Annotated in this window: 17 protein-coding genes; 8 read left to right on the top strand and 9 right to left on the bottom strand. The window is 41.8% G+C overall.

Features of this window, described 5'->3' with window-relative positions:
- Positions 1-279: 279 nt before the first annotated feature.
- Positions 280-3,975 (bottom strand): type I pullulanase, encoded by a 3,696-nt coding sequence (pulA, locus tag AC2HW8_RS00895; RefSeq protein WP_484327020.1) that lies wholly within the window; start codon positions 3,973-3,975, stop codon positions 280-282.
- Positions 3,976-4,463: 488 nt separating this feature from the next.
- Here pulA and AC2HW8_RS00900 point away from each other — a divergent pair, with 488 nt between their 5' ends.
- Together AC2HW8_RS00900 and AC2HW8_RS00905 are read left to right on the top strand one after the other, a co-directional pair.
- Positions 4,464-4,679: a DUF6514 family protein gene (locus AC2HW8_RS00900; RefSeq protein WP_021883762.1), complete on the top strand. Its 216-nt coding sequence runs from the start codon at positions 4,464-4,466 to the stop codon at positions 4,677-4,679.
- A 90-nt stretch (positions 4,680-4,769) separates the two neighbouring features.
- Positions 4,770-5,648, top strand: coding sequence for a radical SAM protein (locus AC2HW8_RS00905; RefSeq protein ID WP_015523434.1), 879 nt, complete (start codon positions 4,770-4,772; stop codon positions 5,646-5,648).
- A 308-nt stretch (positions 5,649-5,956) separates the two neighbouring features.
- On the opposite strand, the gene AC2HW8_RS00910 is transcribed toward AC2HW8_RS00905, so the two are convergent.
- From AC2HW8_RS00910 to AC2HW8_RS00925, 4 genes are all read right to left on the bottom strand, one after another.
- The gene (locus AC2HW8_RS00910; RefSeq protein ID WP_021883763.1) at positions 5,957-7,696 is read right to left on the bottom strand and encodes an Rqc2 family fibronectin-binding protein; all 1,740 of its coding nucleotides are present in this window, start codon (positions 7,694-7,696) and stop codon (positions 5,957-5,959) included.
- A gap of 14 nt (positions 7,697-7,710) precedes the next feature.
- Positions 7,711-8,196 carry a 23S rRNA (pseudouridine(1915)-N(3))-methyltransferase RlmH gene (rlmH, locus tag AC2HW8_RS00915; RefSeq protein ID WP_021883764.1) on the bottom strand — a complete coding sequence of 162 codons (486 nt, stop codon included), beginning with the start codon at positions 8,194-8,196 and terminating at the stop codon, positions 7,711-7,713.
- Positions 8,197-8,217: 21 nt separating this feature from the next.
- A complete protein-coding gene (locus AC2HW8_RS00920) occupies positions 8,218-9,006 on the bottom strand; it encodes an MBL fold metallo-hydrolase (protein ID WP_021883765.1) in 789 nt (262 codons plus the stop codon).
- Between the two features lie 122 nt (positions 9,007-9,128).
- Positions 9,129-10,421: a UDP-N-acetylglucosamine 1-carboxyvinyltransferase gene (locus AC2HW8_RS00925; RefSeq protein ID WP_021883766.1), complete on the bottom strand. Its 1,293-nt coding sequence runs from the start codon at positions 10,419-10,421 to the stop codon at positions 9,129-9,131.
- Between the two features lie 730 nt (positions 10,422-11,151).
- Here AC2HW8_RS00925 and AC2HW8_RS00930 point away from each other — a divergent pair.
- The 6 genes from AC2HW8_RS00930 (at position 11,152) to ilvC (ending at position 18,669) form a co-directional block, all read left to right on the top strand.
- Positions 11,152-11,469, top strand: a complete 318-nt coding sequence (locus tag AC2HW8_RS00930; RefSeq protein WP_015523431.1) for an ArsR/SmtB family transcription factor — start codon at positions 11,152-11,154, stop codon at positions 11,467-11,469.
- A gap of 12 nt (positions 11,470-11,481) precedes the next feature.
- Positions 11,482-13,806: a heavy metal translocating P-type ATPase gene (locus AC2HW8_RS00935; RefSeq protein ID WP_484327021.1), complete on the top strand. Its 2,325-nt coding sequence runs from the start codon at positions 11,482-11,484 to the stop codon at positions 13,804-13,806.
- A gap of 197 nt (positions 13,807-14,003) precedes the next feature.
- Entirely contained in the window at positions 14,004-15,245 is a 1,242-nt protein-coding gene (locus AC2HW8_RS00940) for a hypothetical protein (protein WP_484327022.1), read from the top strand.
- Positions 15,246-15,441: 196 nt separating this feature from the next.
- On the top strand, positions 15,442-17,064 hold the full coding sequence (gene ilvB, locus AC2HW8_RS00945) for a biosynthetic-type acetolactate synthase large subunit (protein ID WP_117951032.1): 1,623 nt from the start codon (positions 15,442-15,444) through the stop codon (positions 17,062-17,064).
- 12 nt (positions 17,065-17,076) lie between these two features.
- The gene (gene ilvN / locus AC2HW8_RS00950; RefSeq protein WP_046432400.1) at positions 17,077-17,568 is read left to right on the top strand and encodes an acetolactate synthase small subunit; all 492 of its coding nucleotides are present in this window, start codon (positions 17,077-17,079) and stop codon (positions 17,566-17,568) included.
- Between the two features lie 81 nt (positions 17,569-17,649).
- Complete coding sequence (gene ilvC, locus AC2HW8_RS00955; protein WP_117966319.1) at positions 17,650-18,669, top strand: ketol-acid reductoisomerase; 1,020 nt, start codon at positions 17,650-17,652, stop codon at positions 18,667-18,669.
- A gap of 400 nt (positions 18,670-19,069) precedes the next feature.
- On the opposite strand, the gene AC2HW8_RS00960 is transcribed toward ilvC, so the two are convergent.
- The 4 genes from AC2HW8_RS00960 to AC2HW8_RS00975 all read right to left on the bottom strand — a co-directional run bounded on the left by AC2HW8_RS00960 (position 19,070) and on the right by AC2HW8_RS00975 (position 23,826).
- On the bottom strand, positions 19,070-20,908 hold the full coding sequence (locus AC2HW8_RS00960) for a hypothetical protein (RefSeq protein ID WP_484327023.1): 1,839 nt from the start codon (positions 20,906-20,908) through the stop codon (positions 19,070-19,072).
- A 218-nt stretch (positions 20,909-21,126) separates the two neighbouring features.
- Entirely contained in the window at positions 21,127-21,795 is a 669-nt protein-coding gene (locus AC2HW8_RS00965) for a hypothetical protein (protein ID WP_484327024.1), read from the bottom strand.
- A gap of 231 nt (positions 21,796-22,026) precedes the next feature.
- Positions 22,027-23,430: an oxaloacetate decarboxylase subunit alpha gene (locus AC2HW8_RS00970; protein WP_303663791.1), complete on the bottom strand. Its 1,404-nt coding sequence runs from the start codon at positions 23,428-23,430 to the stop codon at positions 22,027-22,029.
- A gap of 30 nt (positions 23,431-23,460) precedes the next feature.
- The gene (locus AC2HW8_RS00975) at positions 23,461-23,826 is read right to left on the bottom strand and encodes a DUF2118 domain-containing protein (RefSeq protein WP_303667659.1); all 366 of its coding nucleotides are present in this window, start codon (positions 23,824-23,826) and stop codon (positions 23,461-23,463) included.
- Between the last annotated feature and the right edge of the window lie 11 nt (positions 23,827-23,837).

The following is a 23,837-nucleotide window of genomic DNA, read 5'->3' on the forward strand; positions in this document are numbered from 1 at the left end:
ACGGTTCGCCGCTACAGTAAAACAATATATTTGCGACATTTATATACTTAAATATATCATATAATTTGTACGATTACCCACGGGATAACACGGTTCTCCCGTACAGATTACACACTATTTTCATCTCCTCAAAACATTTTATTAAACAAAAAATTTCATCAAGGCGGGCGTCCGATGAACGCCTCTACTTCAAACATAAAAAGTCGGCAAGACAGTTTAATTTGCGTACTGTCTTGCCGACTTATATTTTTACTTATTTACACTTTTTTCAAAAAATGATTACCATGTGCCGACATAAGCATGACCCTGTGAGTCATACTGCGACTCTGTATAATAATTGAGCGAAGTGCCGTCAAAACCGATATCAATGGTCTGACTCGAACCGTTTGTGAAAATAATGTAATCAACAGTGTTCGGAACTTCAACCGAGTAAACCTTCTGACCATAGTCATTTGTGTTGAGATATGTCATCGCAACGCCCGGCCATGATTTTGTAGATGTACCGTCTTCAGCCCATGAGTAGCAGTAGAGTGTACCATCCCAGTTGAGTGAATCCGTAAACTTAACTGTATAGGTTGATGACGGAGTGGTTGTAGGCTCTGTAACAGGAGCTGTTGTTGCAGGAACGGTTGTCGGAGCAACTGTCGGCTCTTCTGTTGCCGGCTCGGTAACAGGGGCGGTTGTCGGAGTAACTTCCGGCTCATAATAAGTGCCGACATTTCCGTGACCGTCAAGCTTTGTGACATACATCTGAATGTATGTTGCATCTTTAACGCTTACGATATCATCCTCGGCGTCACATCTTGCGGCCGCGATAAGAGCCTTATCTGAGAGTGTTATAAGCTTCACAATGTACTTCTGAACCGCTGTTGCGTCAAGTACATTAATCGCACCATTGAGATTAACATCACCGATAAGGATTTTTTCCGTCGGCTGTGTAACGGGGGCTGTGGTAGGAGTTACCGTTGAAGGAGCAGTTGAAGGACGCTCCGATGATGTGTAAAGATAAACAACATTGATAATACCCGATGAAAGGTTGCCTGATGCATTTACGGGAGCAATAACATCTGTTCTGCCCGAAAGCGGAGAAGTTTTGTATGTATCGTCTGAAGAAACCTTTGACTGAATTAAAATTTCATCATCGGCAATCTTTTCACCTGTTGCGGCGTCAATGTGGCTTGTGATAACCTTACTGCTAAAGCTGAGTTTCTTATTCTGAACCCATGCCTCGCCCGAAACGAGGTAGCCTGTCTCGTTTGCACCCGGCTCCTGCTGTGAGTTTGTGTGGAACATTACATATGAGCTTGGTGCAGGAATTGTGCATTTGAGCCATCCGTTGCCCTCACTTGTCATAACAGTTGCGTTGTTCCACTTGCCGTTAGGCTCTTCGCCGCCGTCTGTGTAAGCATAGCAACGAACATTTGACCAGTTGTTTGAGTTATAGTAGTGAACAACCGAACTTGTGCTGTCAAGTGCCTTATAAACAAAGTTAATGGTTGTGTTCGTACCGTTAAATGTACCTGTCGTGTTGGCAGGATACTTGTCTGTGTCAAGCTGATAGCCCTGAATTGATGTGAACGGAACGCTGTAGCTGTCGCCTTCACGATACTTTGTTGAAACGGTATCCTTAATTGACTCACCGTTTTCGTCAACATAATTTACCGTAACATAGCCTGAACGAATACCGCTGGAGCTGTAAACATAAGTTACATTGTAGTTCTTTCCGCCTGTAACAGTACCCGAAGTTACACCCTGAGTATCCTTAAGAGTATAGTCATAAAGGATGGTTGTGTCGGGGTAAGTACGGTATGTTGTACCGTCTGCATATTTTGCTGTTGATGTTTTGAGAACATTTCCGCTGTCATCAATATGTTTAATTGTTACCGTACCGAATGTTTTTTCACTAACCTTGAGGTTGTTGAATGTTGAACTCTGAACAAGTACACAGGCGCTGTTTGCAGGAACTGTATATGTGTTGCCCGAAACTGTGCCGAGACTTTTAAGACCTGCCGTCGTACCGTCTGCAACTACTGTCCAGCCGCTGCCGTCAAGTGTAATCGGCCAATCATTTGTTGAACTTGCGTTTACAAGAACACAAACCTTGCCCCACTCATTTGACTTGTTGTTTGAATATGTGTAAGCAACAACATCACCGTGTGTTGACTGGAATGAAGGAGTGTTGAAGGTTGAACTCTTCATCGGAGAATAGTTTTCTCTGATTTCAAGAAGTCCCTTGTAATAAGCGGCAACATCCGAGTAGGTCTTTACTCTTGACCAATCAATCTCATTTATTGCGTCGCTTGATTTGTAACTATTTGTATCACCCTGTTTTGTACGGCAAAATTCCGAGCCTGCCGTCATAAACGGGATACCCTGTGAAGTAAGGAGGAGTCCCATTACTTTCTTAACCTGTCCCCTGAGTGATGAAGATGTTGAATTCCAACTTGATGAGCCGTTACTCTTTACAATTTTATCCCAGAGGATAAGGTTATCGTGAGCGTCGGCATAAGCAATTGTCTGTGAAGGAGCCTGAGCCGAAAAGCCCTTGCCGGTTACACCGTTTGCAACCGTTCCGGCCTTATCGGTGTTGCCCTGAACAAATCCCTTATCGGAACCGTCTGTGCTTCCCTTAATTGCATCACGGTAGCTGTCGCAGAACATACCTACTCTTGAATTGAGTGAACCTGCCTTTGACTGCGAGCAACCGTCGGAAATTGCAACTGAACCGCCTGTCCACGGTTCACCGTACATGAGAATCTTTTTACCCGAACCGTCTGAATAAAGTCCGTCAAGAGCAGAACGGATATCGTTCATTGTTGTGATATCGTGAATACCCATAAGGTCAAAACGGAAACCGTCAATGTGGTATTCCTCCGCCCAATACTTTACGGATTCAATCATATACTTTCTGTACATCAGCTTATCTGACGCAGTTTCGTTACCGCAGCCTGAACCGTTTGAATATGCTGATGATGAATGCATTCTGTAGTAGTAACCCGGAACAGTTCTGTTAAAGCAGGAATCGGTTGAGAATGTGTGGTTGTAAACAACATCCATTACAACTGAAATTCCTCTGTCATGAAGAGCCTGAATCATCTGCTTGAACTCAGTGATTCTTGTATTGCCGTCATATGGGTTTGTTGAATATGAACCCTCGGGAGCGTTATAGTTCACCGGATCATAACCCCAGTTACGGTTTGAAGAAGAACTTGCAACATCTTCCTTTACCGAACCGTAATCATAAACAGGCATAAGCTGAACGCAGTTAATGCCCTGCTCAACAAGGTAGTCAATGCCTGTTGAAACGGCTGATGAACTTGTGTCTGAATTAAGAGTTGTGCCGCCCTCGGCAAATGCAAGGTACTTACCCTTGTTGTCCTCACTCACACCCGAGTTTTTGGAAACTGAAAAATCTCGCACATGGACTTCCCATACAGCCGACTCTGATGCGCTGTTAAAGAGAACATGCTTATCTTCCGACCAACCGCTCGGATCGGTTGAGTCAAGGTCAACAACCATTGTACGGTTGCCGTTTACACCGACAGCCTGTGAGTAAACATCCTGTGTTTCCTTGGTTGTGCCGTTTACTGTTACAAGATATGTGTAATATTTGTTTTTGTAATCACCGCTCAGATTAAGTGACCAAACACCTGTTGAGCTGTCTTTTTTCATATCATAGGTGCCGATTGCCGAAGCGCCCGCCTCGTTGTCAGAACCTGTTGTGTAGAGCTTGAGCTTTACGGATGACGCATCAGGTGACCAGGTTTTCCATGTTGTGGAAGTTTTGCTGTACACTGAACCGAGTCCCGATTCGTTATACGCTTTGCTTGCATAGCTTTCAAGATAGTTTGCATTGTAATAATTGCTTGCTGAAACCGATTCATCGCTTGTTACTGCCGCATTTGAGGCAAAGGCCGACATACCTGCAATCATGGACAGAGAAAGAAGAATTGATAATGGTTTGCGTAATCTCATATTTTCACTCCTAAATATTATTTCGCACAAAGTACCGTACGATAACTATATTTTAACATTTATAAATGCCGTATTTTTCCTATTGAGAACTAAAAAAGCATCCTAAAGCCAAACTTTAAGAATGCTTTTTATACATTATGCACAAATAAAGACTGACGCAAAGCAATGATTAACTATTGTTATTGCAATATTTCAGCAGTTAACTGTCGTCGATATGTTATTTGCCGTTTGCCGAAAAATCTGACTGCACTGAAATTATATACCATATGTAATACTTTGTTACATATTATTAAGATTTTATCGAACTAAAGTTTTTATTGTTATATAATTCTTTAACTGTGGTTTACATTCATTTGTCATTATGTACAATTTATTACTGATACATCACCATTTGTTTACAACTTAACAATATTTTTGTAATAATATTGACAATATCGCAACATAATAGTATTATTATATTGTGACCGGTTGTCATCCGGAGGGGAAAAATGATAACCTACAAATTGAATCATACACCCGAAGACGGATTTAACACCTTTGGGATAAGCGCTTTTTGCGGCAAAAAGCTTATAAAATCCGTGTCGGGAATCAGCGAAAGCTTTCGTGAAATGACGGAGCTTGTCGAAATGTGCAACGAACTTGAGCTTGAACTCTGCCAGCTTGACGACATCATCGAAGATTATCTTACTGATTTCACACTTTAATTTGCAAAGACTTTAACTTTTGTCATAATCGTGGTACAATAGTTTTTAATGTTCTATCAGACATTATATATCAGACAATAAGGTGATATCATGATTTGCAATTTATGTCCGAGAAAATGCGGTGCTGTTCGTACTGCCCACAGCGGAAACGGATTTTGTAAAATGGGAGAACTGCCCGTTGTTGCAAGAGTTGCTCCGCACTATGGCGAAGAACCGTGCATAAGCGGCACAAAGGGCAGCGGAACTGTTTTCTTTTCAGGCTGTACAATGAGATGCGTGTACTGCCAGAACTACGAAATTTCAAACGAGGACGGCGGAAGAACAATCACTCCCGAAAGACTTGCCGAATGTTACAAAGAACTTGAGGACAAGGGAGTGCATAACATCAACCTTGTAACGGCTGACCATTTTGCACACGCTGTTGTTAAAAGTCTTGAAATTTACAAACCGAGAATTCCGATTGTATATAACTGCAGCGGATACACAAGTCCAAAAACTCTCAGTATGCTTGACGGACTTGTTGATATTTATCTTCCCGACTTTAAATATGCAGATGATTTTCTTGCGGTAAAATACTCTTCTGCACCGAATTATGTCAACACGGCTGTTGCAGCAATTCACGAAATGACTTTTCAGGTTGGTCTGCCTCAGTTTGACGATGACGGCATTATGAAAAAGGGCGTTATCGTAAGGCATCTGATTTTGCCTGCCCACACAAAGAACAGCCTTGAAGTGCTTGATATTGTAAAACGCAGATTCGGCGATCAGGTTTTGTTAAGTCTTATGTGTCAGTACATTCCTATGGGCAAGGTCAGCGACAGGGAGTTTTCACGAATTAACCGTAAAATCACACGCAGAGAATATGACAAGGTAAAGCTTGAAATGATGCGACTGGGAATTGACGGCTTTACACAGGAGCTTTCTTCCGCAGATGAAAGCTATGTCCCCGAATGGGATTTTGAAGGATAATTTTGTCAGTTCGGTCATCTGAATTCCTCTTCATTTTTCAATTGGTATTGTTTACTTGGTATTATTCTCTTAGTCTTTTTCTATGGGTATTATTAGGCTTCAAATTCTGAAGTAGTCCCCTTCAAAATCTGAAGGGGACGGGTTCAAATTCTGAAGGGGGCAGGTGCAAATTTTGAAGGGTATGAGTTCAAATTCTGCACCCCTAAAATACGAATTTTTACATTCGATTTTACCGCCCGTTAAAAACAATTAAATTAACATAAAAACGGAGAGCGTCTTGCCCTCCGTTTAATTTTTATTAAAATACCTTACTGCTTTTCAACCGTTTGTGACGGTTTTACATACAGGGTTTTGTTGTTGACATAAATCACCATACCCGGTTTTGAGCCGTTTGGCTTTGACACATAGCGAACAAGTGTGCAGTCAACGGGAACCTGACTGCTGTTTCTCGCCTTACTGTGATATGCCGCAAGCCGTGCCGCCTCATAGATTGCCGTGTCGGAAATCTCTTTGCCGTCCGAAACAACAATTACATGAGAACCGTGAATGTCCTTTGTGTGCAGCCACATATCGTTCTTTGACGCTGTTTTCAAAGTCAGCTTATCATTCTGGCGGTTGTTTCTTCCGACAAGGATTTTAAAACCGTCACTTGATTCAAATTCGAGCGGCGGCAAAGTTGTCTGACGGGGCTTTTTGCCCTTTTGAACCTTGAGATAGCCCTGCTCGGTAAGTTCCTCACGAATTTGCGCAAGGTCTTTTTCATTCTCCGCACGGTCAACCGTATCGAGAACCGAGTTAATATAATCAAGCTCTTCCCTGCCCTTTTCAAGCTGTTCTTTGAGCATAATTTCGGCATTTTTAGCCTTGCGGTAATCCTTGTAATACTTCTGAGCATTTGCCGAAGGTGAGATTGCCGGATTAAGCTTTATGCGTAAAATTGCGTTGTTCTCATCGTAAAAGTTTTCAACATCAACATACTCCGCACCACGCTCAATGCGATAGATATTTGCCTGTAAAAGGTCACCGCATATGCGAAGATGCTCACGGTCTGCACAGCGTTCAAGCTCACTCTTCTGCTTTGCAATTTTTCGTGCAAGCCTTTCAAGTGTGTTGTTCAAAAGCTTTGTAAGGCTTTGTGATTTCACCCTCATTCTGTCACGACTGTCACGAGCCTCATAGAATCCGTCAAGCAAATCGGAGAAGCTTTCCTTACTCTCAACCTTTGCAAAATCGCCGTACTGCTCAACATTCATAAAGCAGAAGTCCATAGGCTTGCCGTCCTCACGATAAACCACAACAGGCTTGCCCGAACAATCGCTGCAAACGCTTTTCAGCTTTTCAATTTCAACTGCGAGTCGGTCAAAAAGCACACCCTCAATTCTGTTTGTTGCGCCCTCCATAACCTTGTATTCAATCTCACGGCATACAATCGGAGAAACGCCCTCAATTGTCCTTAACAGCGCCTTGTTAAGCGGCATTTCCGTGTCAAGATTTTTTACGGCTGTACACACATCAAGCACCGAACATTTAAGCAGATTCAGCTTGTTCTGCGATTCGGGAAGTTCGTATTTTATATTCGGCAGTACAAGTCTTTTACTGCTCATTGTAAGATCTACACGCTTGAGTGAATCGATGATGACGCCGTTTGAATCGACAATAATTATGTTGCTGTACATACCCATAATTTCGCATACAACAGTTATCATCACAGTATCGCCGAGTTCGTTCACGCACTCGAAATCGAGCATAAGAACACGGTCGCAACCGTTCTGGCGAAGTCCCACAAGCTTTCCGCCACCGATTCTTTTTCGCAAAAGCATACAGAACATCGGAGGTTGTGCAGGATTTTCGGGTGTTGAGGAACAAAAGTTCACTCTCGGTGAATTTGCTCGTGCAGAAAGCAACAGCTTTTTGTTGCCGGAAAATGTTCTCAGCCCAAACACAAGCTCCTCTCTGTTCGGCTGATAAATCTGCGACACCCTTGCACCGAGAGCCTCTTTTTCTATTTCACTTATAATATGTCTTAAAAAAATTCCGTCAAGCGCCATAGTAACTCCGTAAATTATTTGTGATATTTACCGTTTGATGAAATCTCAAACGCACGGTAAATCTGTTCGCTTAAAATCATTCTTGCCATTTGGTGAGGAAAGGTCATTCTGCTCATTGAAAGACGGACATCAGCCCGTTTTTTAACCGATTCGTCAAGCCCGTAGCTACCGCCGATAATAAAATCAACGGTGCTTTTTCCGCTTACGGACGCATTGTCAATCAGCTTTGAAAGCTCCTCACTCGACATAGACTTTCCCTCAATACACATTGCAACAACATAATCCGAAGGCGAAATTTTTTGCATGATTCGTTTTCCCTCAGAGAAAATAACCTCATCAATCTGCGATCTATTCGGTATGTTGCTCTTAATGCGTTCTTCCGAAAGCTCAATAATATTGAATTTACAAAATGCGGTCAAGCGTTTTGCATACTCTGCAATTGCGTCGGTAAAATATTTTTCTTTGATTTTGCCGATACAAATTATGTTAATCTTAATCATATTTCTCTTGTTTGTTTAAGGTTAAAAGATGATGGCTTTTGTTGTGCTTACACTCGGAGCAACATCAAGCGAATAATCGCTTTTGTACTTCATTCCGTTTGATGTGAGCAGGTCTACGGATGTTGACATTGCAAGCGGAACAGTATTATTTTCTTCGCTGAGATGGCCGAGCATAAGTCTTAAAGTTCCCTTTTCAACAAGGTTAACAAGTTCTTTTGCACAAGCCTCATTTGAAAGATGTCCTCTGTTTGAAAGGATTCTCTGCTTTAGCGGATAAGGATAAAATCCGTTTTTGAGCATATTGATATCGTGATTTGACTCAAGCACAACAAAGTCGCTCTGCTCTGCGGCAGTTCTGACATCGGGCAACATAACGCCCATATCGGTTGCTATAAGTGCGGATTTTCCGTCGGGAGCAGTAACACGGTAACAACAGCTTTCCGCCGCATCGTGGGGGGTGTCAATTCGCTGAACACGCATATTGCCGATTACAACCTCGTCAGTTATAACATCTGCATCTGTGTTTGGATCAAGCTTATTACCTGCCCTCAAAGCATTGAGCGTACCGAGGCTTGAATACACCTTAAAGCCGTAACGCTTTGCAAGCACACGCAACGCACTGCAATGGTCAGTGTGTTCGTGAGTTATAAAAACCGCCCCGATACTGCCCATATCAAGTCCGTTTGCAAGCATGGCATTTTCAATCTGCTTGCATGAACGACCTGCGTCAATCAGTACGCCTTCGCTTGCCGAACCTATGTAGTAGCTGTTACCCTTACTTCCGCTGAACAGCGGTACTGCTCTTGCCAAAACAATCAATCCTTATCTTTAGTGTAACGAATATGATAACACAAATTTTAAAATTTGTAAATTATCTCACAAAAAAGCCGTTCTCACAAAGAAAACGGCTTTGATTTCTAATTAAATTTTAGTCAGGCACCGAGCTCTTGCTCGTTGTCTCCTGTAAAATACACCTTTTTGATATCTGCACCAAGTCCTCTGAACTTTTCAACAACATCTTCGTATCCACGCTCAATGAACTGAATATTAGAAATCTCTGTTGTACCGTTAATTTCAAGAGCGGCAATAATCATAGCCGCACCTGCACGAAGGTCGGTTGCCTTAACGGGAGCCGCTGTGAGCGGAACACCGCCCTCAATGATTGCAAGTCTGCCCTCAACAGAAATCTGCGCACCCATTCTGATAAGCTCGCTGACATACTGATAGCGATTATCCCAAACATTCTCGTTGATGATGCTTGTTCCGGGAACGCTCATAAGCAATGCGGCAAACTGCGGCTGACAGTCTGTCGGGAAGCCGGGATGCGGCATTGTCTTGATATTACAGCGCTTTAGCGGAGCAGATGACGCATCAACCTTGAGAGCCTCATCATATTCCGTAATCTTAACACCCATCTCACGCAGCTTTGCGCTGATTGATTCAAGATGCTTCGGTGTAATATTCTTTACCGTAATACAACCTCTTGTTGCGGCGGCGGCACACATATATGTTCCTGCCTCAATCTGGTCGGGAATAATCGAATAAGTAATGCCGTGAAGATACTCAACGCCACGGATTTTGATAACATCCGTACCTGCGCCCCTGACATCCGCTCCCATTGAATTAAGGAAGTTCGCAAGGTCAACAATATGCGGTTCTCTTGCGGCATTTTCAATAATGGTCTGTCCCTTTGCCTTTGATGCGGCAAGCATAATGTTCATTGTTGCACCTACGGACACAACATCAAGGTACACATGTGTACCGACAAGGCTGTCGCATTCTGCCTCTATAATCGCACCGTCAACAAGCTGAGTTGTCGCACCGAGAGCCTCAAAGCCTTTAAGATGCTGGTCAATCGGACGCACGCCAAAGTTACAGCCGCCCGGAAGAGCCACCTTAGCCTTGCCGTACTTGCCCAAAAGTGCGCCGAGAAGATAATATGACGCTCTCATACCTCTTACAAGGTCGGTCACAGCATTGCATGTGCGGATTTTTGTAGGATCAATATATAAGGACGAACGGTTGATTCGTCTTACATTAGCACCCATCTGCTGAAGAATTCTGCTGATAAGTGATACATCGCTGATGTTAGGAATATTTTCAATCTGACACGGTTCATCACAAAGAATAACTGCCGGAATAATTGCAACAGCTGCATTTTTCGCACCGCTGATTGTCACTTCACCCGATAATGGCTTTCCGCCGGTAACTACGAACTTCTCCAATTGTTACACCCCAATTAATGTGTAGAAGATACTTTTAACTAAATAAGCTAAATATCTGAAAATGTATATCTATATAGTGTATAAGTAAAAATCAAAAATTATACGAATCTAAAATTCATAATGAGAACTAATTTGTTACATTTTATTAAAAACGAACCCACTCGGTTACGCAGATGTAATTTAACAATTCTCTTACAGAAAATGATACTACAAAATTGTAGTAAAGTCAACGGAATAATAAAACTGTAATCTATTTTTGGGCAAGTTGTACTCAAATTATTAATTTGTTGCTTTTTTTGTTTTTAATATAACCAACCATGCTTTTTAAAACCGTTTTTTCCTAAAAAGAAGTAATTAATCAAAGCAATTTTTTGTAAAATTATTACAAATTGAAACAAGTGTTATTTTCGTGTTATCATCAGACATCTGAGCATTTTACAATTCAAATTGAACACAGAAAAATATCGTTCCGTTATTCCTATTATAATTTTACACCTTCAATCTTCTTTTTTCAAATTTAAAATTAACTTTCTATACTATATATACTTTCCAAACGGACACAATAAACAAGTGAAACTTTGGGGCAAAAAAACTTGAAAAACATTACATTTTTTCGTGTGTGTCTATTGACTTTTTAAAAAAGGAATGCTATATTATAATTAACATATGAGCATATCTTCATATGTTCAAGTATAACTATTAACCTGAGAGAAAATTAAAGGGGACGCCTATGGAAAACAAAGAAAAAACAACCACTCCCGAAATGCCCGACATTGATGTGCTGTTTGAGCTTGCAGACCTTTTTAAGGTTTTCGGTGATTCAACCCGACTTCGCATTATGTACACCATTTCGGAAAATGAAATGTCGGTGCTCAACATTGCTGAAGCTCTCAGCATGGAGCAAAGCACAATTTCCCACCAACTGCGTGTGTTAAGGCAGAACAAGCTGGTGCGTGTTCGCCGTGAAGGAAAGCAGATTTATTACAGCCTTGACGATGACCATGTGAAACGAATCATAGAAATGGGACTTGACCATGTTCTTGAATAAGGAGGGAGACATATGAGGTACAAATATCAGCTTGACAATCTCAACTGTGCTCATTGTGCGGGCAAGATTGAGGCTAAAATTGCAGAAACAAACGGCTTTGAGGATGTGAGCTTTAATTTTGCGACAAAACTTCTCAACTTCAAAAGCGAAAAGCATAATCCTGTTTCCGAAATTCAGGCAATTTGCGACAGCATTGAGGACGGTGTAACCGTTGTTGACAAAACTCCGAAAACCAATCTCAAAAAATACACCTACACTTTAGACAATCTCAATTGTGCTCATTGTGCGGGCAAAATTGAGGCTAAAATTGCAGAAACAGACGGCTTTGAGGATGTAAGCCTTAATTTTGCGACAAAACTTCTCAACTTCAAAAGCGAAAAGCAGAATCCTGTTTCCGAAATTCAGGCAATTTGCGACAGCATTGAGGACGGTGTAACCGTTGTTGACAAAACTCCGAAAAATGATATCACAACAAAGGCAGAACCCGAAATCACGAAAAAGAAAATCAACCATGACACAATCTTCCTTGCAATTTCAATTGTACTTGCTGTAGTGTCCGAAATTCTCCACCTTACACTTGACGGTGTTGCGGCTGTTCATTATGTTGTACTCGCAGCGTGTTTTGTTGCAACACTTCTTTCGGGTTACAAGGTATTTATCAAGGGTGCAAAAAACATTCTAAAGCTGAGAATTGACGAAACAACGCTTATGTCTGTTGCGGTAATTGCGGCATTCTGTCTTGGAGATTTTGTTGAGGCGGCAATGGTAACAATCCTCTTTTCTATCGGTGAAATTTTTGAGGATCGAGCAGTTGACGCATCCCGCCGTGACATTGAAAAGCTTGCAAACATTCGTCCCGATACAGCAACAATTATTGTTGACGGTGCGGAACAGATTGTTCCTGCCGAAAGCGTTGAAATCGGAAGTATCATTGAAGTCAAGCCATACGAAAGAGTTCCGCTTGACGGCATTATTATCAAAGGTAAAACAACTCTCGACACATCGGCTCTCACAGGCGAAAGCCTTCCTGTTGATGCAGGCGAGGGCAGTGAGGTACTCAGCGGCGCAATCAACGGCAGTAACCTTATTACCGTCAAAACCACAAAACATTTCGGCGACAGTACCGCAACAAGAATTCTTCAGCTTGTTGAAGATGCCGCCGCTCAAAAGGGCAACAGCGAAAAGCTTATTTCAAGATTTGCCTCTGTTTACACACCTGTTGTTGTACTCATTGCAGTTGCAATCGCAGTAATTCCTCCGCTTTGCGGACTCGGAGCATTCAGCGAATGGCTCTACCGTGCGCTTGTTTGTCTTGTAGCGTCATGTCCGTGTGCTATTGTTATTTCCGTACCTCTCTCCTACTATTCGGGTATCGGTGCGGCATCCGAAGTCGGTGTACTCATCAAGGGCGGAAAATATATTGAGGCTCTTGCAAAAGCAGACACATTCGTATTCGATAAAACAGGCACGCTCACAAGCGGCAAGCTCAGCGTAAACAAGGTTAATACTGTCGGTTCATACAGTGCCGACGAAGTTCTTGCTCTTGCCGCTGCAAGCGAAAAATATTCCGCTCATCCGATTGCCTCCGCAATCAGAGAAAAGGCAAACGGTCTTGAACTTCCCGAGCTTTCCGACTACAGCGAAAGTGCCGGTCACGGAACAAGCGCAGTTTATAACGGCAAAACTATTCAGTGCGGCGGTTCAAAGATTCTTTCGGACGAACAGAAGAAAATTGCAAATAAAGACGATTCTGTTTTCGTAATTTATGACGGTCAGCTTATCGGTTCGCTCAATGTCAGCGATACGGTAAGACCTGAGGCAAAAGAGGTTATCTCACAGCTTAAAGCGCTCGGTGTCAAGAACACGGTAATGCTCACAGGCGACAGACAACAGCCTGCCGAAAATGTTAAAAACGAACTCGGACTTTCCGAATGTCACGCAGAACTTCTCCCTGCTCAAAAACTTGAGCTTTTCAAGGGCTTGAAATCAAAATCCAAGGGTGCTTGCTTTGTGGGTGACGGTATCAATGATGCCCCTGTTCTTTCAGCAAGCGACTGCGGTATCGCAATGGGATTCGGCAGTGAAGCCGCTATTGAAGCGTCAGACGCAGTTCTCGCATCAGGCACACTCAAACAGCTTCCAAAGGCAATTAAAATTGCAAGAAGTGTTATCAACACAGTCAAGGGCAACATCATCTTTGCCCTCTCAATCAAGGCTCTTGTAATTATCCTCGCCGCATTCGGTCTTGCACAAATCTGGATGTCTGTTATCGCCGACACAGGCGTCAGCGTAGTCTGCGTACTCATAGCCGCAAGACTCCTCAAAAAGAAATATTGATTTTTTGCAAATCATATCATTTATTATGATAAAGCACCGTGAGCTTTCACAAGTTTCACGGTGCTTTCATTTGCCAAAATTTTTCTAAACATAATCTTATATTATAGTATTTTAAAATCATTGACTTTTATAATTATATAAATTATAATGTTTTTGTCAGCGCTTGTAACTGATAAATAAACTTCGGAGAGATGAATTTGAAAAAGATATTTTTATTATTAGTAACCGCTTTATTTTTACTTTCATTATATGGATGTAACACTTCTTCATCAAGCAATAATTCCACTGAACAAACAACCGTAACGAATACAGATGATTTATCTCTTGATTCAGATATTGAAACAACAGAATTAAATCATGATTTTGAAATTTACAATAACGGCAAAAAGGTGGATACTTTAAATCTTTACGGCTTATTTAAACAAATTGATAACGGCTTCATATATTCAAAAATCAATAAAGACTCTCCAAATGAAATGGAATACTACAGATATTATTTAGATAAAAAAAACAGTGTAAAACTTGGTTCAATAAAAAACTGGTCTATGCAAATTCACGATAAAGCTTATGTAAATAATCACCTTTGCTTTACGACAAGCACGGGCGACATTACAGACGAAGAAAACAGAACTCTTGAATTTATTGATATCGACCTTAATAAAAACAAAATGACGACTGTATTTTCTGACAAAGGCGGATTTCCATATGACACTGTTACAGGAGCAGACAATCTTGTCATAATCACAAAAGTGCTAGACAACGGTACTTCTTTGGAACTGTATGATACCGAAACTCAAAAATTCAAGCAATTAAAATATTTAGAGTTTGATGATAAAAACAGTATCGGGGAAACTATAAGAAAAGTTTCAATTGACAAAAGTACAAAAACAATCTCTCTTTTGGTTTTGGATTGCATTTCACAGAACGAAGCTTCTTTAAAAATAGAAACTTATGACTATGATATGAATTTTCTCAAAAGCTATGATATATCCAACATTTCAGATGATTCAAACGAATTAATTCAGGGCGTACAGGTTTTTGATTTTAAAAACAATTATCTATTCTATCAAAATTTCAGCATAACAAGATGTATAGGATATATAGACAGCGATAAGCTGAAAAAATCCGACATATCAGAAGATGTAGATGATACTTTTTCAATAGTATCCGCATCTGAAGATGACAGTGATACAAATTTATTGTATAAGAGGGCGGAATCAAGTTCAGAAAATAACTACATATATCTTTTTGATACAACCAACAAAACAATGAAAGAAACAAAATTTAATATTGAAGAAAAAGGGTACACTATAGGCGGTATATCACGGATAGGAAAAGATAATTTGATGATAATGATGTCCCCTGATAATGCAGACAAAAAAAGTGACCTTAATTCAAGAATATACTTTACAAAATTAAGCGACTTAAATTTTCAGTAAACAGGCGGTAAAAATCAATTAAAATTCATTTTGCAAATTATCTGTCAAAATCCTGCAAAAAATTTAATTTATGGGCAATACTGCTCTTTACTTTTTAAGGTATTTATTGTATAATTAGCGGTAAAGTAAAAAGGTATATTTAATGTTACAAAACACCTTTTGCTCACAATAAAAAGGATAGGAGGGACAAAACATAATGATCAGCGGTGCTGAAATTATGGTAAAATGTTTGGAAGCCGAGGGCGTTGACATAGTCTTTGGTTATCCCGGTGCGGCTATTTGCCCATTTTACGATAAAGTTTACGACTCGAGCATTACCCACATTCTTGTTCGTCAGGAACAGAACGCTGCTCATGCGGCAAGCGGCTATGCAAGATGCAGTAATCGTCCCGGTGTTTGCGTGGCAACTTCCGGTCCCGGTGCAACCAACCTCATCACAGGCATTGCAACCGCCTATACGGACTCTATTCCGATTGTTGCCATTACAGGTCAGGTTCGTTCCGACCTTCTCGGCAGAGATGTCTTTCAGGAAGCTGACATCACGGGAGCTTGTGAACCGTTTGTAAAGCACAGTTATCTCGTCAGCAAAACAGAAGACCTTCCGAGAGTTTTCAAAGAGGCTTTCCATATTGCCTCAACCGGCAGACCCGGTCCTGTACTTATCGACATTCCCGTTGATATTCAGGAAAATGAAATTGAAAGTTTTGAATATCCCGAAAGCGTAAACATTATCGGTTACAAGCCGAACACTAAGGGACACGCAATTCAGGTTAAAAAGGCTGTTGAGGCCATCAACGCAAGCAAGCGTCCTGTTATCGTATCAGGCGGCGGCGTGCTGAGTTCTGGTATCAAACTTAAACTTCAAAAATTTGCAGAAACTACGGGTATCCCCGTTATTTCAACTATGATGGGCATCGGTGTTATGCCCAGCGAGCATGAGCTTTATCTCGGAATGCTCGGCACTCACGGCAAGGCTGTTGCCAACCGTGCTCTTCACGAAGCCGACCTTGTAATCGTATGCGGTGCAAGACTCGGTGACAGAGCTGTTGCGGCTCCCGACCAGATGAGTGAAAACACAAAGGTAATTCACATTGACATTGACCCTGCTGAAATCGGTAAGAATGTTAAAACAGAAATTCCGATTGTAGGCGATATGAAAAATGTCATCAATATGCTGCTTGACAGCATCGGCGATTACAAGGTTACAACAATGTGGAGCGAAACCGTAAAGACCTGGAAAAAAGACCTTTACCGTGAGCCTCCCGTTTTTGACGGCTTTGTTGAGCCGAGAACACTTGTCGGACATCTCAGTGCAATGTTCCGCTCAAAGGCAATTCTCGTTGCCGATGTAGGACAAAATCAAATCTGGTGTGCAAACAACTTCCGTATTCGTGAGGGCAGATTCCTCACAACAGGCGGTATGGGTACAATGGGTTACTCAATTCCCGCTGCAATCGGTGCAAAGTTTGCAAGACCCGACCGTGATGTTATTGTAATCTGCGGTGATGGCAGTTTTCAGATGGGGCTTAATGAGCTTGCGACTATTGCAGGCAATCAGCTCGGAATTAAAATCATCATTATGAAAAACGCACGACTCGGAATGGTTCGTGAACTTCAGGACAAACACTACGGCGGCAGACACTCCGCAACAATTCTCAACGGTGATCCCGACTTCTTGAAGATTGCCGATGCTTACGGCATTGACCATGCAGAGGCTCATTCAAACAAGGAAGCCGAAAACATCATCAAGGGTATTGTTGATTCGGAAAAACCGTTCATTCTTGTTTGCGATGTTCACCCCGACACTCCGTCAATTTAATGAGGTGATAAAATGCAGTATACATTATCAATACTTGTTGAAAATCAGGCGGGCGTTCTTTCAAAAATTTCGGGACTTTTCTCTCGCCGAGGTTTTAACATCGACTCACTTGCAGTAGGTGTTACTCAGGACCCGTCGGTTTCCCGAATCACAATCGTTGCAAACGGTGACGAGTACATTGTTGAACAGCTTGAAAAACAGCTCAACAAGCTCATTCCCGTTATTAAGGTAAAAAGGCTTAACGAGGGCGAATTTATCAGCCGTGAGCTTGTTTTAATCAAGGTTCACTGCGCCGCCTCAAAAAGAGCCGAAATTGTCAAAACGGTTGAAATTATGCAGGCGAAAATCGTTGATGTATCCCCTTCGTCAGTTACCGTTGAGTACTGCGAATGTGCAAGCCGCGTCAACACGCTTGTTGACTTACTCAAGCCTTATGGTATCCGTGAGATTGTAAGAACAGGTACTGTTGCCATTGACAGAGGCACAGCTTCGGTTTCCGTTTAATCTTACAGTTAGCATATATTTTAATTTATATGCCGCGTTTGCGGTAAGGAGGACTTTAATATGAAAGACTACACAAAAAACATGACAGCACCAATCTACTATCAGTCAGATTGCAACCTTGACCTTCTCAAGGGTAAGAAAATTGCTATTATCGGTTACGGCAGCCAGGGTCATGCACACGCTCTCAACCTCAAGGATTCAGGTTGCGATGTAATCATCGGTCTTTACAAAGGCAGCAAGAGCTGGGCAAAGGCTGAGGCACAGGGCTTTAAGGTATATACATCGGCAGAGGCTGCAAAGCAGGCTGACATCATCATGATTCTTATCAACGATGAAAAGCAGGCAGCTCTTTATAAGAACGACATCGAGCCAAACCTCGAAGCAGGCAATATGCTTATGTTCGCTCACGGCTTTAACATTCACTTCGGTTGCATCAAGCCTCCAAAGGATGTTGATGTTACAATGGTAGCTCCTAAGGGACCGGGTCACACAGTTCGTTCAGAGTATCAGGTTGGTAAGGGTGTACCTTGCCTCGTTGCAGTTGAGCAGGATGCTACAGGTCAGGCTAAGGATCTCGCACTTGCATATGCACTCGGTATCGGCGGTGCAAGAGCCGGCGTTCTTGAAACAACATTCAGAACAGAAACAGAAACAGACCTCTTCGGTGAGCAGGCTGTTCTTTGCGGCGGTGTTTGCGCACTTATGCAGGCAGGTTTTGAAACACTTTGCGATGCCGGTTACGACCCAAGAAATGCTTACTTTGAGTGTATCCATGAGATGAAGCTCATCGTTGACCTTATCTATCAGTCAGGTTTTGCAGGCATGAGATATTCAATCTCTAACACAGCTGAGTACGGTGACTACATCACAGGTCCAAAGATCATCACAGAGGATACTAAGAAGGCTATGAGAAAGGTTCTTTCTGACATTCAGGACGGTACATTTGCTAAGGACTTCCTCCTTGACATGAGCGATGCCGGTTCACAGGTTCACTTCAAGGCTATGAGAAAGCTCGCTGCCGAAGCTCCTGCCGAAGTATTCGGTAAGGAAGTTAGAAAGCTCTACAGCTGGTCTGACGAAGATAAGCTCATCAACAACTAATGCGAGTACCTCGCTCGTAGTTCGTGAAGTTAGTTTGATATATTCAAATTTCTGTCACCCGAGCATTACATAGTACGAATTTAGGGTAGCTTGATTTTCAAGCTACCCTTTTTGCGAGTACCTCGCCCGCAGTTCGTGTAGGTAGTTTGTGATAATTTACAACTACTTATTCCCGAGCTTAACATAGTTATAATTTTCAAGCTACCCTTTTTGCGAGTACCTCGCTCGTAGTTCGTGTAGGTAGTTTGTGATAATTTACAACTACTTGTTCCCAAGCTTAACATAGTACAGATTAACGGTTCAGTCAATTTGGCTGAACCGTTTTTTGTTGTGCAATAAAAGGGTTCAGCTTTTTACGGCTGAACCCTTTTGCAGTTAAAACTTATTAATTTTTAAATAATCAATACTTCTCATAGGAGAAAGAATTATAAGCGTCAAGCAAAGACTGCTTATTCTCAGCGGTAGTGTTCTCACCCCATACGCTGGCATCACCATAACCTGTCGCAATAAATTGGGTAAACATATGTGCATTCACGCAATTATTAAACTGTTTAAGGTTAATTTCGTTATATTTTGCCCGTGAAATATTTTTGTCATTACCGTCAAAATATCTATAATAAATATTATCATTTGATTCTTCGCCTACACCTCTTGCCGAATACATATTTGCAAAAAGATTCTCTCCGTCGTATGTGATTACTGAATTACCCGACCAATAGTAACCGTCATCTACATTTAAAGATATCTTTAGGTCGTGAACCTCATACTTTTTGGCAGTTTTATTATAGTATATCGCAAAACCGTCGTTAACATTTCCCACTCTTTTTAACTTACCGTCTTCAAATTTGTAAACAACGGAATGGAAACTATACTCATTGGAATCAGCCTTTTGTGCAACAAGCTCCGGAACTCCGTCAAAGTCGAAATCCAAAAACATAACACCTGACAAATTGTGATTACTTCCCAAGCTTGGCATCCATTCATCGGTATGATTCATCATATAGTTGATATAAGCGTCCCTTGTTTTATCGGATGTCTTATATCTGTATGTTACACCGGTTGGGTTAAACATCGTAGTAAACTTTTTACCGTCTTTTGAAACACCTCTTACCGTATAAGTGTTACTGCCGGACTTTGCACCCTTGTGAACATAATAGTTGTCATAAGTTTCTGCTATCCTCTTCCAAGAACCGTTTTCTTTAATATAAACACGGAACTTTGGCGCATCTCCCGTCCAATGCATTTCAACACCGTTGTTTACTGCACCAATGCTGTAAATTTCGGGACAATCCTGGTGATTGCCAATAGGCGTACCCTTTGAATCGTAGCCGCTTGTAAAACTCTTGGCATCCTTGCTGATACAACGAACCGTGTAATAAATATCATCAATGCTTAAATCAAATTCCTTTGAAACAACATTCATATCAAGCATAGTCGTGCCTGTTGTGTCGGCAAGCTTTGTCCAACCGTTTCTGTCCTTGTAGTACACACGGTATTTTTCTGCACCTGCAACCTTGTTCCATGTCAGCTTTACGCCGTCATATGTAACCTCAAGTTTTGAAATTTTCGGTGTGGCAACATACTTTACCGACTTGCCTGTCGGGTTATAACCGCTTGTAAATTTCCTTGCGTCTGATGTAATACATCTAACCGTATAAGTGTAATTTCTGCCGGATGAAACATCCTTGTCGATATATGAGGTTGAAGTTGTATCAACCATTTTTGTCCAACCTTTACTGCCCTTGTAGTAAACTCTGTATTTAGTTGCACCGCTTACTTTGCCCCAAGAAATTTTTACACCGCCGTTTACGCTTTCAAGCTTTGAAATTTCGGGGGCGGCAATATATTTTACAGTTGTCCCCTTTGAATCATAACCGCTTGTAAAGCTCTTTCCGTCAGCAGAAATACATCTTACAGTATAGGTGTAATTCCTGCCCGATGAAACATCCTTGTCGATATATGATGTTGAAGTTGTATCGACCATTCGTGTCCAACCTTTACGACCCTTGTAGTAAACTCTGTACTTAGCCGCACCGTTCACTTTGTTCCATGTAAGCTTTACACCACCGTAAACGCTTTCGGCTTTTGAAATTTTCGGAGTTGCCAAGCTTGCCCTTGCAACCTGTGCATACTGCACGGGTGTGTTAAGCGGTTCAACCGCATTTGCAGAAACTGCCGAAACCGCAACCGCAGACATCGACATTACCGCCGCCATAGCTATAGGTAAAAACTTTTTCATATCTATCCCTCGCTTTGTTCAAATTCTACGCATTATTAAAAGCTTTCGCTAAATTTTTATGCAAGTTAATTGTAACATTAAATTGTTAAAAAAACAATACTTTTCAATACACTTTTTCATTTGTTTTATATTTCAAAATATTTAAAATAGCAAAAAAATAGCAAAAAACCGCTCTCAATAACGAGAACGGCTTTTATAGGGATTATTTAATTTGTAAATTACTCAAAATGATTTCTGCGTTTTGCAAAAATTACTGCACAACCTGCAAGCATTGCAACAAGAAGAATTACAGCAACGCTGTTCTGTCCTGTTTGTACAGCACCGCTGTTCTGTCCTGTCTGTACAGCACAGCTGTTGTTCTGTGAATTGTTCGGTGTGTCATTTGTAGCTGTGTCGCTTGTTGAAACAGGCTTAGTTGCCGAAGTTGTGGAAGTTGTATCGGGTACTGTTACAGGTTCGTCAACTGTTGCAACCGTAGTTGTAGGCTCAGTAGGAACAGTTGTATTCGGTTTATTAGATTCCAAACCAAAATTCATTTTTGACAATTCTTCAAGAATACTATCATCAATAACTCCGCTTTCGTAAGCCTCTTTAATTGAGTAAACATTGCCATTTTTATAAAGCATAACATCATCGCCATGGTTGTAACTATAAGTATAGTCACCAATTGTTTCTTCAACAATTACATCAATACCACCGCCAAAACTATATCTAAAACACACTCCGCCATCACTCGTTGAACCAACAATTTCAATGCTAAGATACTCCGGCTCTTTACCATCGTTATATGTATCTATCATTGCTTGTCTGATTTCTGAAACAATGTTTGACTCAGATGCTTCGTCAGGTGTTGCCGCAAAAGCTGTTGTTACAACCGAAAAGCACATTACAAATGCTATCAATGCTGTTAAAAAATTTTTTCATTTTTATTTCCTCACCTTTTATTTATTCTATCAGTAATAATGGTATATGCAACAGATATTCAATTTACATCATTATACCGCTAAAATATATGTAATGCAATATAGTTGCTAAAAATTTAGCAAAAATAATTCTGCTCAAATGAAAATGCCACTTTCATAGTGAAAGTGGCATAAATGTTAATTTTAGTTGTCAAATCAAACAGGGTGAACCATATTTTTCTTGTCAAGCTTGTCGCCGTTGATGCCAACCTTGGCATTTCTTCTCTTTTCAAAGAAGTCGAGGGCAACCTTCGGGAACTGTGCATAAGAAAGAACATCCTCAGGCTGTTCAATCCACTGCTCAATCTCGCCACGGAGCTTATCAAGCTCAGGCTCAAGCTGATCTGCAGGACGGCCTTTGATAATCTTCTTGTCACCGATAATCTTCTTCTGAAACGCAGGATCAATCGGCATTGGAGTTGTACCGTACTCACCTGCAACAAGTCCCTTGAACTCGTTTGTGCACATTGAGTAGCGCTTGCCTGTGATTACATTGAATACAGCCTGTGTGCCGACAATCTGTGATGTCGGAGTAACAAGCGGAGGATAACCTGAATCCTTACGAACACGGGGTACTTCTGCAAGAACTTCGTCAAGCTTGTCTTCTTTACCTGCCTGCTTGAGCTGTGAAAGAAGGTTGGAAAGCATACCGCCGGGAACCTGATAGATAAGAGCGTTAGCGTCTGTTGCGAGCATCTTAGGATCAAGAAGTCCTGACTTGATGTACTTCTCACGGAGAGTCATGAAGTAAGCACGGATGTCAGAGAACTGTTTAAGGTCAAGACCTGTGTCGAACTCTGTGCCTGAAAGAGCGGCAACCATTGACTCTGTAGGTGCGTGTGATGTACCGAGAGCGAGTGGGCTGATTGCTGTGTCAATGCCGTCGGCACCTGCCTCAACACCCTTTAAAAGACACATTGATGCAAGACCTGATGTGTAGTGGGTGTGGAGCTGAAGCGGAAGCTCCGGAACAGCGGCTTTGATAGCCTTTACAAGGCTTTCGGTTCTTGTCGGAGTAAGAAGAGCAGCCATATCCTTGATACAGATTGAATCTGCACCTGCGTCTGCAATTCTCTTAGCATACTCAACATAGTATTCATCTGTGAATACAGGACCTGTTGTGTAGCTGATAGCAACCTGTGCATGACCGCCTTCTTTGTTAGCGGCCTTGATAGCTGTTTTAAGATTCTTGATGTCGTTAAGAGCATCAAAAATACGGATAATGTCAATACCGTTTGCGATTGAACGCTGAACAAGGTACTCAACGCAGTCATCGGCATAGTGACGATAACCGAGCATATTCTGTCCTCTGAAAAGCATCTGGAGCTTTGTGTTAGGGCAATGCTCTCTGATTGTGCGGAGTCTGTCCCACGGATCTTCGTTTAAGAATCTGAGGCATGAGTCATATGTTGCGCCACCCCAGCATTCGAGTGAGTAATAACCGATTTTATCGAGTTTGTCAAGAACAGGGAGCATTTCCTCTGTTGTCATTCTTGTTGCAATGAGTGACTGATGAGCGTCACGCAGAGCAGTTTCGGTAACTCTGATTTTTTTTGCCATTTTACAGCATCCCTTTCTCCGAATTATTGATTAGTTAAGTGTTACGAGAACCTTACCTGAGTCAACAGACTCACCCTTTGCAACATCAACTGTTGCAACTGTGCCGTCCTGCGGAGCCTTAACGGGAGTTTCCATCTTCATAGCCTCGATGAATACGAGGTCATCTCCGGCCTTAACAGCCTGTCCTGCCGAAACAACAACATTAACAACTGTACCGGGCATAGGAGCCTTTATAACAACAGAACCCTGAGCGCCTGCGGGAGCTGCCGGCTTTGCTGCAGGAGCGGGAGCGGCTGCCGGAGCAGGAGCGGCTGCTGCGGGAGCTGAAGAGCCACCGAGTTCTTCAACCTGAACATCATATGCTGTGCCGTTAACTGTAATTCTTAAATTCTTCATTTTTAGTATCC

It is taken from the genome of Ruminococcoides sp., from assembly GCF_057037865.1.